At 32.0% G+C, this 15,832-nt stretch carries 13 protein-coding genes; 9 read left to right on the top strand and 4 right to left on the bottom strand.

Features of this window, described 5'->3' with window-relative positions; translation table 11 throughout:
• Window positions 1-43: 43 nt before the first annotated feature.
• Both RBB48_RS14850 and RBB48_RS14855 read right to left on the bottom strand, forming a co-directional pair.
• Window positions 44-571 (bottom strand): HAD-IIIA family hydrolase, encoded by a 528-nt coding sequence (locus tag RBB48_RS14850; RefSeq protein WP_306007810.1) that lies wholly within the window; start codon window positions 569-571, stop codon window positions 44-46.
• Window positions 572-600: 29 nt separating this feature from the next.
• Complete coding sequence (locus RBB48_RS14855) at window positions 601-1,032, bottom strand: GNAT family N-acetyltransferase (RefSeq protein WP_087982553.1); 432 nt, start codon at window positions 1,030-1,032, stop codon at window positions 601-603.
• A 153-nt stretch (window positions 1,033-1,185) separates the two neighbouring features.
• Here RBB48_RS14855 and RBB48_RS14860 point away from each other — a divergent pair, with 153 nt between their 5' ends.
• The 8 genes from RBB48_RS14860 (at window position 1,186) to RBB48_RS14895 (ending at window position 10,124) form a co-directional block, all read left to right on the top strand.
• The gene (locus tag RBB48_RS14860; RefSeq protein WP_073518496.1) at window positions 1,186-1,896 is read left to right on the top strand and encodes an ABC transporter ATP-binding protein; all 711 of its coding nucleotides are present in this window, start codon (window positions 1,186-1,188) and stop codon (window positions 1,894-1,896) included.
• Window positions 1,889-3,088, top strand: coding sequence for an ABC transporter permease (locus tag RBB48_RS14865; protein ID WP_306007811.1), 1,200 nt, complete (start codon window positions 1,889-1,891; stop codon window positions 3,086-3,088). Before RBB48_RS14860 ends, RBB48_RS14865 begins: the two co-directional genes overlap by 8 nt.
• Before the next feature lie 282 nt (window positions 3,089-3,370).
• Window positions 3,371-3,958, top strand: a complete 588-nt coding sequence (locus RBB48_RS14870; RefSeq protein WP_306007812.1) for a YpjP family protein — start codon at window positions 3,371-3,373, stop codon at window positions 3,956-3,958.
• 890 nt (window positions 3,959-4,848) lie between these two features.
• Entirely contained in the window at window positions 4,849-6,987 is a 2,139-nt protein-coding gene (locus RBB48_RS14875; RefSeq protein WP_306007813.1) for a DEAD/DEAH box helicase, read from the top strand.
• A complete protein-coding gene (locus tag RBB48_RS14880; RefSeq protein WP_270709146.1) occupies window positions 6,980-7,738 on the top strand; it encodes a DUF2290 domain-containing protein in 759 nt (252 codons plus the stop codon). Before RBB48_RS14875 ends, RBB48_RS14880 begins: the two co-directional genes overlap by 8 nt.
• A gap of 421 nt (window positions 7,739-8,159) precedes the next feature.
• A complete protein-coding gene (locus RBB48_RS14885; protein ID WP_306007814.1) occupies window positions 8,160-8,795 on the top strand; it encodes an HAD family hydrolase in 636 nt (211 codons plus the stop codon).
• Window position 8,796: 1 nt separating this feature from the next.
• Complete coding sequence (locus RBB48_RS14890) at window positions 8,797-9,183, top strand: VOC family protein (protein WP_306007815.1); 387 nt, start codon at window positions 8,797-8,799, stop codon at window positions 9,181-9,183.
• An 11-nt stretch (window positions 9,184-9,194) separates the two neighbouring features.
• Window positions 9,195-10,124 carry an aminoglycoside phosphotransferase family protein gene (locus RBB48_RS14895; RefSeq protein ID WP_306007816.1) on the top strand — a complete coding sequence of 310 codons (930 nt, stop codon included), beginning with the start codon at window positions 9,195-9,197 and terminating at the stop codon, window positions 10,122-10,124.
• A gap of 35 nt (window positions 10,125-10,159) precedes the next feature.
• Here RBB48_RS14895 and RBB48_RS14900 read toward each other — a convergent pair whose 3' ends face one another.
• Window positions 10,160-11,443, bottom strand: coding sequence for a S41 family peptidase (locus RBB48_RS14900; RefSeq protein ID WP_088609127.1), 1,284 nt, complete (start codon window positions 11,441-11,443; stop codon window positions 10,160-10,162).
• A 124-nt stretch (window positions 11,444-11,567) separates the two neighbouring features.
• Window positions 11,568-13,025 carry a serine hydrolase gene (locus RBB48_RS14905; protein ID WP_306007817.1) on the bottom strand — a complete coding sequence of 486 codons (1,458 nt, stop codon included), beginning with the start codon at window positions 13,023-13,025 and terminating at the stop codon, window positions 11,568-11,570.
• A 184-nt stretch (window positions 13,026-13,209) separates the two neighbouring features.
• Between RBB48_RS14905 and RBB48_RS14910 the strand changes: the two genes are divergently transcribed.
• On the top strand, window positions 13,210-15,792 hold the full coding sequence (locus tag RBB48_RS14910; RefSeq protein ID WP_306007818.1) for an alpha-L-rhamnosidase: 2,583 nt from the start codon (window positions 13,210-13,212) through the stop codon (window positions 15,790-15,792).
• Window positions 15,793-15,832 lie beyond the last annotated feature (40 nt).

The following is a 15,832-nucleotide window of genomic DNA, read 5'->3' on the forward strand; positions in this document are numbered from 1 at the left end:
AAAAGAGACGTTTTCATTGTGAAAACGTCTCTTTTAATTTGTATTATTGTTGATTTAAAATCCAATTTGTAGCATCTTCAAAGTTTTCTGCAATGTAGTTTGGTTCAATATGTGCCCATTTGTCTCGGTACGTATGTAAAGCATCATATCCAGCGCCTGTTCGAACTAATATCGTTGTCGCATGTACTGTTGTGCCTGCAACGATATCAGTCCAGCGATCACCAATTACAGCGCATTTTTTTAAATCAAGCCCATGTTTTTCAGCTGCTTGCAGCAGCATACCTGTACCTGGTTTACGGCATTCACAACCATCACCGTGTTTATGAGGACATACGTATATATCATCAAAACCGAAGTCTTCTAATTCTTGTGCAAAATCAGCTACAGTTGCTATTCCATCTGCGATACCTGGTTGATTTGTGAAAGAGAAAATTTTTATATTTTGAGCTTTTAGTTTTTGCAGAGCTGCTTTTGTGAAAGGAAATAATGTAAAAGAGCCTGGATAATGTATTGTAGTGTCACCACCAATTGTACCGTCACGATCAATAAAAATAGCTTCGATGTTTGTCATAGTTATAGTCCTTTCCATTTATAAGTAGTTTAAAAATGTTTCACAAATCGATATCCATTCACTTCATATCCTAATTTTTTGTAAAAAGGATGTGCTTCTAATCTTTTTGTTCCACTGACTAGCCATGTGCCTATACAATTATGTGTCTTTGCTAATTGCTCAGCATAATCCATTAATACTTGCCCAATGCCTTTTCGTCGTATTTTAGAATCAACGCTAATAATTGAAATTTCCCCATAACGAGTTACATCTTCTAAATTTTCACGAATACGAAACCCAAGTAATCCACATATGGTTTCTTCTTCCTCATAAACATATAAAAAATCAAAGGGACTCATTTGTACGAATTGCAATCGGTTGTTCATATCTTCATACGAAATAGAGGAACCTTTTAATTCTGTTGTTAAAGAACAAAGTGCATCTATATCGTCTATCGTAGCTTCACGAATTTGAAAAGACATATTATCCACTCCAATTAAATGTAATCAAACATTAAATATTCTGTTAAAAAGTATGTATTCCTGCTATGAAAATAAATATTTTATAATGATATATAGATGGTTATATGTTATTCTTTTCCTTGATTGTATTGGAAATGGAAAGAAGGGGAATGTATGTTAGAAGTGAATATTCGCTCTGCCGGATATGATATAGGGGAAAAGACAATTCATGATATTGCCTTTTCAATTGAAAAAGGTGAATTAGTTGCACTTATTGGTGCGAATGGTGCCGGGAAGAGTACGACGATTAAAACGATGCTCGGTTTACTTGTAAATATGAATGGTGAAATATCATTTGGTGAAAAGAAAAATCCTTATGCATACGTGCCGGAACACCCGACATATTATGATTATTTGACGCTTTGGGAACATATCGAACTATTAATGGCTGCTCGCGAGAACGAAGTAGGAAGCTGGGAAAGAAAAGCAGAAGAGTTATTACATATGTTTCGAATGGATAAACATAAACATGAGTATTTATCAAAGTTTTCAAAAGGTATGAAACAAAAATCGATGCTCATTTTGGCATTTTTAACTGAACCAGATTTTTATATCATTGATGAACCTTTTATCGGTTTAGATCCAGTAGCTACGAAAGAGTTTTTAAGTTATTTATATAAAGAAAAAGAACGTGGCGCAGGTATATTACTTTGTACTCACGTATTAGACACAGCTGAAAGAATTTGTGAGAGATTTTTACTCATTTCACAAGGTACATTAGTCGCAGATGGAAATCTAGAATCTATCCAAGCGTTAGCAGAAATGCCAGGGAGTTCATTATTAGACTGCTTTGATGTAATCGTAAGGCGTGAACAGCATGATTAAACAACAATTTTATAAAAGATTGCGTCATGAACTGAGGCGTAAATGGAAGTCCATACGTTCTATAACTGATTGGACAGTTGCGCTATATATTATTATTCCAGCACTTATATTTATGGGGATTTATTATCGTTCACTATGGATAGAAGAATTATCGATGGGAGAGACAGTTTATTTCGGATTAGGTCTATTCGCATTTTATGTGATTACATATTCAAGAGGAGTTCGTTCATTTTTTGAACAAGCAGATAGTTTATTTTTAATTTCGTATCCCGCTCACATGCAAAAGTTAATCCAGTATGGTATGACATATACGTTTATTCGAATAGCTATAACGAATGTAATAGTAGTAGTTACTATGTTACCAGTGTTGATGAAAAGTATCGGAGTGACGAAAATACAAGTCGTATTATTTTGGCTATTTTTTACTGTATTTCGATTTCTGTTGTCGTTATTAACGAGATTTATTCATGTACGTGTGGGGAAACGATGGCTACTATGGATTATAAAAAATGTAATTTTTTCTATAAGTTTAACCTTTTTTGGATTGAGTCTGTTTCTTATTTATACAAATCCAGTTTATTCTATACTAAGTATCGGTCTAGCAGTTTTTCTAATTATCGGGTTGATAAAAGAAAAATTGAATTATAAAAATTGCTTTTTTAAAGAAGTTGAGAAAGAGAAAGAAGAAAGTATGCGCTGGACGAGTGGGATTATGCAAGCTGGTGGTCATACAGCTAAACCGAGTAGTTCGAATAAAAAACCGTGGATGTTTCCGCGTTCTAAAAAGTTTTTAGGGAAGAAAAAGGAATCTCGTATTGTTGAATCCTTTTTAAAAGAATTTTTCCGTACAAGTAGTGCACGAATATTTTATATTCAAATTGTATGTATAAGCACCGTCAGTATTATTATGAGTCCGAGGTGGATTGCAGCTATTATTCTTGCATTTGCTTTAGTTGGAATTTCTCGTTATGCGCGCGATTATTGGAATGAATTTACGAAAAAAATGTTTCTCCATCTATATTGTGATGAAGGAAAATTATTATTGTTAAGATGGAAGGCCGATCGCTATTTATTACTTCCAGTACTGCTTTTGTATGGAATAGTTATACTTTCTCATTTTTATTTATTACTAGCTGTAATTGCCGGGATTATTTTTATAGTATGGATTGGTTGGATTGTATTTTTACCGTAGAAAAAGAGCCGAAAAATGGCTCTTTTTTTAATCTGTTACACATTGATAAAGAAAATATACCAAAACGAGTATGCTTGCGGCGGAATACATGACATCTAAAGTCATCGGATTGCCTCCTCATTGTTGTTGTATTTTATTGTATGAAATCTTACAATTTCATATTCAAGTGAAAAATATGTGAACGTTAACAAAATTGTAAAGTGCAAAAATTACAATCATTTTGTATAATAGAAGAAACAACCGTTATTTAAAATATAATGAGTGAAAGGGGAGGGAACATACATGCCAAATTGGTTTAGAAAAACCTTAGTCGCCTTAATTACCGTATTTACATTTGGTTTAGTGACGCCTCCTTCCATATTGCTTGATAATGCCAAAGCTGCGGACAAGCCTACGAGCACAGCTGGGCAACAAAATTTGGAGAGTACGTCCTATACATATGAGGAAACGAATGACAGGTTAACCACCGATACTTTTATTACGTATGCAATGCAAGAAGCAGAGAAACAGTCGATGCAAAAGTTTGGCACTAAAATTGGTCCAGTAATTGAAGATGAGTTTAAAGATGTAATATTACCGAAAATTGAAGAAGCAATTGCTGAACTTGCCAATGATGTACCAGAAGATTCGCTACAATCATTAGCGATTTCTCAAAAACCAGCTGGTGGCAATAATGAAAAAATCTTTCACGTTTATGACATGAAATCAGGAAACGACTTATTGCGATTTCATGTAAGGAGAGATCATCCACCGCAAGATGGTTACTATTTTAATTTCCACTATCACCGTTTTGATGATGGGTACTCTGGACACTATGAATTAGGGAATATTTATTGGAATACGAATGTACCGCCAAAATGGCTTTCTTAAGGGGAAAGTAAATCTAAAGGATAGTAGGTATGTATCAAGTGAAAATCTAGATAATATGGTGAGCCTTTCGACGATTTGTGATGAATAGTTGAAAGGTTTTTTTAATTAATATGTACTAATATATCTTCAAACTATATTAGTTTTTTGATCACATTAAGCTTGTTCACCTGATTTTGTCTTGGTGCGAACTCAAGTGTTTATCGTCGGCATTAAAATATTTTTTCGCTTTTTGACATAAGCAATATATTCCAGTGCATTTATTAATATAAGCATGAAAAATCCAGTTTAGCCCATAACTATCTGTAAAATATTTTTGTGTTGTTGATTTGTAGTGATAGATGTATTTAGAAATACTGGATAAAATAGTTGCGATGATATCTTAATATTCGATAATTTTGGGTGTTTTTTTTATTTTTTTTGGTTTAAATCATTTTAATTATTTATAAGAAATTCGGCCTTGATTGTTTGATTTTATCACTTATAATTTAGTTTTGTTGAGCCTCTAAGAGTTTTAGTTTCAATATCTAATCCTCAAACTAATGAATGTAGAATTAGTTTGGGGAATTATGTTAATATTGCAATTGGAAATTTGTTATTTCGATTAAGGAAATATTATAAAGTAATAGGGACTAAAAAGAGATGATTATTGGATTAATTAATGAATATATTTAATATTACGAATTATAATCAAATATAAAGTGAAATAGTCTAAAAAATATTGATGTAATATGAGAGATTCTCCAATAGTATTGATTTTTAAAAGTTACATCTAAAAGGTGTAGAAAAGATAGTAAGAGTTTAGTCTATATGTAAATTTTGCCGAAAATATATGTAGGTAAAAGTTACTATTTATAATATAATTTAAGGTATAAATTATTGGAGGGATAAGTATGATACATGTTATCAATGGTGAAAAAAGAAATGCAAAAGCGATTTCATCTTTTGAAAAAGTAATACCTTCTTTAAAAGAGAAATATTCAGGAACTATATATTATGGCTTTGCATTATCTGAAATTGATAATATAAAGATATATATAGATTTATTGATAATCACAAAAGAAAAAGGTATCTTAGCTGTTAACTTTTCTAATAATGATACTGATAATGATATTGAGAATATAGATAGAATTTCAATTCTTTTAGAAACATTATTAAGGAAAAATGCTAGATTAAGGGATCGAACAAAACTTGCTATTCCAGTACATGTAATTAATTATGTACCAACACAAGATTTAATTGATCAGAATTATCCTGATGAGTATACCTGTGAACAAAGGTTTTTAGACTATTATGACTCACTTGAGCAATTTGATGAGAAATACTATGAGGCATTAAATGAATCGTTAGATAAAATTGTTTCTGCGAAGCCCAAAAAATCCAGGAAGTCTGTAATTAAAGAGGACTCAAAAGGTGCTGTCATAAAAAAAATTGAATTAGAAGTGGCAAATATGGACCATTGGCAAAGAGCAGCAGCTTATGAAATTCCAGATACACCTCAAAGGATTAGAGGTTTGGCAGGTTCTGGAAAAACGGTGGTACTGGCACTGAAAGCTGCATATCTTCATTTTGTCGATCCTGATGCACAAATTGCCATTACTTTTTACTCGAGAAGTTTATATCAACAATTTAAAAGTTTAATTAAGGAATTTTATGAACAATATAGTGATGAAAAAGTGGATTTTGATAAAATACATGTTATTCATGCATGGGGAACAATAAGGGAAAATGGACTGTATTCTAATGTAGCTGAAGAATTGAATTCTGAAATATATACTTATAATCAAGCAAAAAGTAAGTTCGGAGAGAAGAATGCTTTTGGTGGAGCTTGTGAAGAATTATTGAAACATATGGATATTAATAGCATTAGTAACATTCCTATGTATGATTATATACTAATTGATGAGGCGCAAGACTTTCCAGCCACATTCTTTAGACTAGTATATAGATTGTTTAAAGGATCTAATAAAAGAATAGTCTATGCATATGATGAATTACAAAATTTAAATAAGAGTTCAATGCCTACGCTAAAAGAAATGTTTGGTACAGATGCAAATGGTAGAGATCTAGTTGATATTTCTAATAGTGAAGATATTAATAAGCCTAAAACAGATATTATTTTACCTATTTGTTATAGAAATAGTAAATGGGCTTTGACTGTAGCACATGCATTAGGTTTTGGTGTATATAGAAATGATGAACAGCCACTTGTTCAATTTTTTGAGGATTTAAAGGTATGGCTAGACATAGGCTATGAAAAAATTGGTGGCGAGTTAGAATTTAATTCGTCTGTGAAATTAAGACGAGATAAAGATTCAACTCCAAAATATTTTGATCAGCTTATGAGTCATAGTGATTCTATTGAAGTGTTAGATTCATTTGCGAGTAAAGAAGAGGAATATATGTGGGTTGCGCAAGCAATTAAGAAAAATATTGAAGAAGAAGAATTAGATCCGGATGACATTTTAGTCATTTTTCCTGAAACTATGACATCCTATTCAAATTATGAAGCATTTTTAAATTATTTAGAAATGGCAGGTATCAAAAGTATTATGCCTGGTAAAGATGTCGATAGAGATACATTTACTAAAAAGAATCATATAACTTGTACTCATATTCATAGGGCAAAGGGTAATGAAAAACCCATGGTTTATTTAATGGATAGTGAATATGGTGCTAAAAAATATGATCTAATAAATGTAAGAAATACTTTGTTTACAGCTATTACAAGATCCAGAGCTTGGATTAGAATTACTGGAACTGGAATAGGCATGACAGAAATAAAAGAGGAAATTAATAAATGTATAAGGAATGAATATACATTAGAAATGAATATTCCTACTAGAGAAGAAATTAAAAAATTAAATTTATTGAATCAAGAACCTGATAAAGTAAATAAAAACAATATAAATAGTGCAGAAAAAGCTACAAGTGACCTAATTAAATTAATTCAAAGTGGAGCAATTTCAGTGGACGCTTTACCACAACTAAAAGATTTAGCGAATCTATTAGATTCGGATAGCAATGACTAAGATAAAAAAAGTTACTTTACAGTCGGTACCACTAAAAAATCTACAAGAACAATTTAATACGGTCAATGCAATGTATCAAAATGATTTAATTATAGATTCAATAAAACCATTATGTCAAAATAATATTTTTACTTTTAAGAATGATGTGCATAGATCAGATGAAAGAAGTCCTATGAGCGCTAAGTTCTTTAATAACTGTGTACAATATTTAGCGATGTTTAGGAGTAGATCTTATCATTTTTTATTATTTGATGCTTCAATCATAAGGTTTTATTATAAATTTGATAATGCAAATAAATTAGAGTCATATAACCTCTTGTGGTTTCCTTGCCCATTTAATGAGCAAGTTGTAAAAATATTTGGTGAGGATAGGCAAGACTTATATAATTTTTTAGATGATTTGAGTAATGAAGACAAATTTAGTTTCGGTGATTTTGAATTTCGTACCCCTATTAGAGTAGATTATGATGCTCTTTATTCAGGTACAAAAAAAGATTTTCATCCAACATCACATATTCACTTTCAAAATACGAATACAAGAGCAAAGAATAACAATATATTTTGTATATATACTTTTATGGCATTTATTATTGAAAATTGTTATCCAGAAAAAAATGCAGAGTATCATAATCAAGAGAATAATTTAAATGACAGGATGAGAGCGGAGAAAAGTTCTTGGTTAAAAATAAATCAAATTAATGATGAGAAAATAGGCTTAGGAAATAAAATTTTTACAAATTATCATTTTTAATAAAAGAAGGTTGTGATATTTAGCAACCTTCTTTTATTTTTATAAGAAAAGTATTATTGATAAATGAATTATGTGGACTACAGGTAGAAAATATAGATTCCGATGTGGTCTACATATCATAAATAGATGAATATAATATATTAATCCTATTGTAACTTAAGATTAATAGCTATCAATATCATTGGTTTTTAGTACAATAGATTTACTTAAGAAAAATAAAATATGTAAACATTTATTTCCTTAAAAGCAGTATTTAACATACAACGGTAACGAATGTGTAATAAACTATAAAGTCTAAAGAAATAAAAATGGCTATCTTAGTAAATGGAAATCAAATATATTCTTTTTAATTTGTATAAAAGGCTAAATGTATCTCATGAGCGAATAATATAAAGCTAGATTAAAAAAAGGGAGTATGGGAATGCAAAAATACATTGTTTTTGATTTTGATGGCACATTAGTAGATTCACAAAATATATTTGTACCCATTTATAATCAAATTGCTGAAAAACACGGATATAAAACGGTCAGGGAAGAAGAAATTGAGTATTTACGTAAATTAACGATGCCAGAAAGATGTAAACGGCTAGATGTGCCACTGTATAAACTACCGATATTAGCGCTGGAGTTTTATAAATTGTATCAACCTGCCATAAAAGATCTTATTTTATTCCATGGGATGAAGGATGTATTAGATGAACTACATAAAAAAGGCTACGGAATTGCAGTCATCTCATCGAACTCAGAAGAGCACATTCGGGCATTTTTACACAATAATGATATAGACAATATACAAGAAGTGTATTGTTCTAAAAATTTGTTCGGTAAAGATAAAATGATAAAAAGATTTTTAAAATCGAAAAAAATAACTGAGAAAGATATGTTATACGTCGGTGACGAACAGCGAGACGTAGCAGCATGTAAAAAGGCTGGGGTGAATGTAATATGGGTATCTTGGGGATATGATGTTATTGAAACAGTGAAAAAAGATGCACCAGATTATATGGTCAATACACCGATGGAAATTGTGCAGGTAGTACAAGGAGCGTATTCTTAATATGAATACACTTCGAGCAGGTATTCATCATATTGAATTTTGGGTAGCGAATTTAGAGGAGTCCATTTCTTTTTATGATATGTTATTTTCAATAATTGGATGGAGAAAGTTAAATGAAGTAGCATATAGCACAGGAGAAAGTGAAATATACTTTAAAGAAGTAGATGAGGAAATCGTAAGGACGTTAGGGCCTAGACATATTTGTTATCAAGCTATTCATAGAGAAGTAGTTGATGAAGTAGCAGATTTTCTTTCTAGTACGAAAGTGAAGGTAATACGTGGTCCAATTGAAATGAATCATTATTCGGAAGGTTACTATACAATTGATTTTTACGATCCGAATGGATTTATTGTAGAAGTTGCCTATACACCAAATGCAGAAATGTAAGGGGAATAAAAATGAAAACAATGACAGCATGGCAAAATAATATACAAATAGTAAAAGATGCAGCGAATATTGAAGAAATTTCCAAAGGTTTTTCACCTGATAAAAAATATATAGTTACGACAATTGATGATGAAAAATATTTGTTACGGATTGGCGATATACAAGAGTATGAAAGAAGGAAAATAGAATTTCAAATTTTAAATGAAATGGTAAAACGTAACGTACAGGCACAAAGACCGATTGAAATAGGTATATTGGAAGAAGAAGGTGTATATAGTATTTTCTCATATATAGAAGGGGAAGATGCGAAGAAGCTATTGCCTACGTATTCACCAAAAGAACAATATGAAATTGGTATAGAAGCAGGAAAAGATTTAGCGAAAATGCATACATATGAAGCTCCTAAGGATATCCTTCCATGGTATGAAAGAGCAATGGAAAAACATCGAAAATATGTAGAGGCATATAAAACATGTGGAATAAAAATAAAAAATGATGATAAAATCATAAAGTTTATAGACGAAAATGGAATATATTTAAAGAACCGCCCAAATCGATTTCAACACGATGATTTTCATTTAGAAAATATAATTGTACGTGATGCGAAATATGTAGGTGTTGTTGATTTTAATGGTTATGATTGGGGTGACCCACTTCATGATTTCGTAAAAATTGCACTATTTGCAAGAGACATTAGTATTCCGTATTCAATCGGACAAATAGAAGGCTACTTTAATGGGGGAATACCAGAGGAGTTCTGGAACTTATATGCGGTGTACGTTGGCATGACAGTTTTCTCATCAGTTGTGTGGTCCTTACGAGCAGCACCACATATGTTAGAGGATACGTTAGAGCGTCTTACTATCGTTTTAGAAGATCATAAAGACTTTGAGTCATTAAAGCCAATTTGGTTTCAACCAGAGAAGATTAAGATGAAATAGAAAAGGTAGGTGTGATTCACATCTACCTTTATTTTTTACCATTCTTCGTTTTGAAGCAGTTGTAATGCTAATTTTAAATCAACATCTTCTTGTATATGTTCCGGAGTCCACGGGATATGTATATGCGGCTGTATACCAATTCCGGACATTCCTTCGCCTTTATCTATAATAGAGAGCCGTGAAGTAGGGTAGTAAAGTGCGAATGTATCAGCCCATTCCATTACCGCTAAATTAGAATAATCATTTAAACCAGCAGTAGGACGACCTATTACTTTTACTTTCAATGATTTTTTTGCAACTTCTACAAAAGAATCACCAGAACTTCCACATGTAACATCTGTTAATATAACTACTCTATTAGGTGATTTTCTTCCGTGTATTTTTAATGATTGAAGTTCTTTTGGTAACTCAGAAGTATCAAATGTAACGAATCCTTTTTTATAATTCTTTTTTAAATCTTGAATAAATATATCAGTGAATAATTTGGAAAGTTCGTCTAAAGAATCGTAATCTTCCATTTTGATGTCTTTCATACGTAAATGAAAGTTTCGTTCTGTATGATTTAATTGCATTGTATCTGAAGGATCTAAAAGGGAGATCTCTTTGTCTTCGAATAAGTAAGGAAGTAATTTAAAAAATGCATCATCACTTCCACCACGATTCAAACGCACATCAATAATTAAGTTCGGAAAAGAATTAAGCTCATTTTTGTGTGAGTCTAATAATTTATTAATCGCTTCAGTATTTGCGAAATCAGTCAAAGTAATTAAGAGTGTGTCTTTATTATGCTGTTTAAATGAATAAATAGGCGTGTATTCATTTTGTTTATACTTTTGTAAAGTAATGGTTTCGATTACGCCATCTTCATTTATAAGTGTACAAGTTGATGATTGTAATAAAACATAATCCCATTTTTCACGTTCATATGTATTCGCATTTAAATATTTCCTATATTTTATTATTAACTCAGGGATTTTCATATTATCTAATGCTAGAATAGACTGCCCTTTTTTCACTCTTATTTCTTGTGAAGTGGATGTAATATATAGGCGGTCTTCGTATCTTTTCACTTGGAAGCCAGCACTGTTAAGTGGTTGATTGTTAGAGTTCATTTTGAAAAACATATGATTATCTTTAAAGTCTAGTAAGTAATCACGTACAATTTCAGTAAATTGTATTGGTGTTAGTTCTCCTTGTTTCTCTAGTTTCTCGACTGTCTGTAAATATGTAGTAGGATCGTCCCATCCTTTCTTATCTATACAACCTGAATAATCGTGATGAGTGATCGAAACAATTTCTTTGAAAATTTCTGTATACACAGCTTTTCCTCCTGGTAATTTAATTAGTTGAATAATAGAATTCTGTATCCTTTACGTATTATCCTTTTTTTGCATAGAGAAAAGGGGAATAGAGGGAAGTGTTATCTTCCCTCTATTAAAATATTTATTTAATTTTCTTAAATACAAGCGGCTGCGTACTTAACATAACTGGTACATGTAACTGAAGGGATGGGAATTCACCACTTACATTCATTTCATAAGCGAATAATAAACTCATTTTCATTTGGAATAAATCAACTTTTGCAGAGAAGATGTCGTAATGATGATGAGCTAATTGAATATCCATCTCCATAAATTGTACATATAACGAATCATCTCGTTTGTATACTTGTAATGTTCCATATGCAGGATGCTCGAAAGTACCGGTATAATCCTCTAACCTGTGAGAAGGTGTAGTCCCTTCAATTTGTTCAGGAATGGATTCAGTTGCTTCTTTCATCATTTCCTTCATTTTTTCAGTATCTTCTACAGCACGTTTATGCCAATCAATGGATTCTACTTCAAGTAGTTCGTCATAAATTTGATTAGCGAGATAAGTAGGTAGTAATGTGCCTCCAGCATTCGTTAAAATAACAAGGCCTATGTTTTCTGTTGGTATGAATGAAACAAGTGCTGAAAACCCATCAATATTACCGCCATGATGAATTACCTTATTACCACGGTAAGCGCTAATAAACCAACCAAGACCGTAACTATTTAATGGAGATTCCGGAAGTGATAAAACTGGTTGATCTGGAATGGAATTATGTGGTGTATACATTTGTTGTAATAATTCAGAGGAGATTAATTCATGATCTCCAAATTTCCCTTCGTTTAAGTGAAGAAGGACCCAATTTGCCATATCTTCAATTGTAGAATTAATACACCCAGCAGCGCCGACTGTATCGATGTTATGGAATGGAACTTCTTTTAGTTTACCGTCATTTTCAACGTAAGGTAATGCATAATCATCTGTATTTTGTGAGTCTGTAACAGAGAAGTTTGTTTGATCCATATTTAAAGGCTCTAAAATATGTTCTGCAACATATTGTTCCCATGTTTGATTCGTAATGTTTTCTACAATATAACTAATTGTCGCATACATTAAGTTGTTATAAAGAAATGCTGTACGAAACGGAGCATCAAGTGGTAAATATTTTATTTTTTCAACGAGATCTTTTCGAGATAAGGAAGAGCTATACCAAAGAGCCTCATGACGGCTTACACCAGTTCGATGAGAAGCTAAATCTCGTCCGGTAACTTGTGAGCTAGCAAGTAGTTCAGATAAAGAGAAGTTAGGTATATAAGTCTGGACAGGAGTATCCCAATTAAACTTATTTTGTTGTGCTAACAAGCTTAATGAAAGTGTACCAAAAGCTTTCGTTGAGGAACCGATTGCGAACCGAGTATTCGGTGTAACAGCCTCTTTTGTCTCTATATTACGATAGCCAAATCCTTCTGAAATAATGACTTCACCATCTTTTATAACAGCTATAGCAGTGCCAGGAACATTTAAATCCTTCATCATTTTTTCAACCGTTGTTTGTAAAGAAGTCATAACAGGAGTTTCAATTTTAGACATACTTCTAACCTCCAAATATAAATTTTATCCTACCGCACTATACTTTCGGTAATAGAAAATGAAAACCTTTATAAATTTGGAAAGTTAATAATTTTGTAAGAATGAATAAAGTTATTATTTATTTAGAATTTTAATTTTATTATAATTAATTTAAATTAAGATATAGAAAAGATGGTGAAGAAGTGTGCTAACAATAAAGAGAGTGCTTTGCGACAATAAAAAAAATCCGATAGGTATAGATTCAAAAGTTGTTAAAATGAGTTGGCTGCTTGAGTCGAGTAACCGAAATGTAAAACAACTTGCTTATCAATTGCAGGTTGCGAAAGATAGAGATTTTGAAATTATAATGTTTGATTCGCGAAAAGTAGAAACAGATCAAAGTTTACATATACCAATCAATTCATTTTCATACAGAGCGGAAACGCGTTATTTTTATCGGGTAAAGGTATGGGATAATTACGGAGAAGAATCATCGTGGTCAGAAGTAGCATTTTGGGAGACTGGATTACAAGGGCAAGATAACTGGAGCGGGAACTGGATTGCCGCGAAAAAAGAACGAGCGCAAGTTATGTCCTTTAATAAAAATTTTACTATTAAAAAAGTAGTTAAAAAAGCGCGTTTATATATCACAAGTTTAGGATTATACGAGGCTTCTATAAATGGAGAGCGCATTGGAGATTGTTATTTTACCCCTGGATGGACAAGTTATGATAAGAGAGTACTGTATCAAACGTATGATATAACGCATTTATTAAAGGGTGAGCACAATACTATTTCGGTTCTGCTAGGTAATGGATGGTATAAGGGACCACTTACCATGCATCATGTACGTAATTATTACGGTAGAAGACGTGTGATAATTGCTCAAGTACATATAACGTATGAAGATGGAACGAAAGAAAAAATTGTAACAGACGAAACATGGAAGGTAACTCCAAGCCCAATTTTGTATTCAGAAATTTATGAAGGGGAGGTTTACGACGCTAGGATAGAAGAAAGTAGGCAAGGGCTAGAAGATGTTGAAGTAATTGAGCATTCCAAACAAATAATTGTTGCGCAAGAAAACGAAGCAATTCGTAAAATGAAAATTATTAAACCGATTTCTATTTCAAAACTACCGAATCACGAATGGCTCATTGATATAGGGCAAAATATGGTAGGTTGGGTTCAATTTACAGTCCGTCATGTTTATATTGGCCAAAAGATAGAATTGCATCATGCTGAAATATTGAATAAAGATGGTAGTTTTTACACCGGAAATCTCCGAAAGGCAAAACAAAAAATAGTGTATATAGCAAAAGGAGAAGAAGAGGAAACGTTTGAACCTCATTTTACATATCAAGGCTTTAGGTATGTGAAAATAAGTGGATTAACCCAGCCACCTCAAATAGCAGATTTTGAAGGGGTTGTATTACATACGGATATGGAAAAAGCGACTGAATTTGAAACGTCTAATCCATTAATCAATCAACTTCATCATAATGTGGAATGGTCTCAAAGAGGGAACTTTTTTGATGTGCCAACAGATTGTCCGCAGCGAGATGATCGACTTGGATGGACCGGAGATGCACAAATGTTCATTGGGACAGCTACGCAAATTATGAATGTACAATTATTCTTTAAAAAGTGGCTCCAAGATTTATCATTAGATCAAAATGTTAATGGAGCTGTGCCTTTAGTTATTCCAGATGCTTTTGGGAAAAGAGCGGATTTTGATTTACATACTTCTGGTGGTTGGGGCGATGCAGCAATTATATGCCCGTGGGTTCATTATTTACATTACGGAGATGTATCGATTTTAAAAGAACAATATGACAGTATGAAGAAGTATATAGATTACATACGTTCACAAGGTGAGAACGAGTATTTATGGGATACAGGCTATCATTTAGGGGATTGGCTCGCATTAGATACGAAACCAGATGTATATGAAGGCGGAACAGACAAGCATTTTATTGCGACAGCTTATTATGCCTATTCTACATCGCTTTTACGAAGGATTGCTGAGATTTTAGGTGAAAATACAGATGCTAAATTATATGCAGAGTTACATGGGAATATTGTTCAAGCATTTCAAAATGAATTCGTTACACCAAATGGTAGGTTAATTTCAAATACACAAACAGCCCACATATTAGTACTTCTTTTTGAACTAGTGAAAGATGATGTGAATGAGAAAGTATTTAATCGCTTAATTGAGCTATTAAAAGAAAATAAAAATCATTTAACAACAGGTTTTATAGGAACACCGTATTTGAATTTAATATTAAGCAAGTTTAACTGGCATGACCTTGCTTGTAAGCTTCTATTTTATGAAGATTATCCATCATGGTTATACCAAGTGAAAAAAGGTGCCACAACGATTTGGGAACATTGGGATGGCGTGAAAGAGGATGGAACACTTTGGAATGATAGCATGAATTCTTATAATCATTACGCATATGGCTCTATTGTTGAATGGATATACCGATATATTATTGGATTAGAAATAGATGAGACAAAACCTGCATATAAACATTTTTATGTACAACCACATTTTGATTCGAATATAGAATGGGTTAAAGTAAAACGTGAGACAGCTTATGGAGAAATTAAGATTGAGTGGCGGGTAGAAAAGGAACAAGCCTTTTTATATATTTCTGTACCACCTAATACAAGCGCTACATTACGGATAGACGAAACAAATTGGAAAGCTGAACATGACGTTGGAAGGCATTTAGGATCAGGTAATTATAAATTTACATTTTGTAAAAATATATTGAAGTAGAATTCTGTTTATATAGAAATATATTTTTATTCATTAGGAT

It is taken from the genome of Bacillus sp. MMSF_3353, from assembly GCF_030733445.1.
GTDB classification, from domain to species: domain Bacteria; phylum Bacillota; class Bacilli; order Bacillales; family Bacillaceae_G; genus Bacillus_A; species Bacillus_A wiedmannii.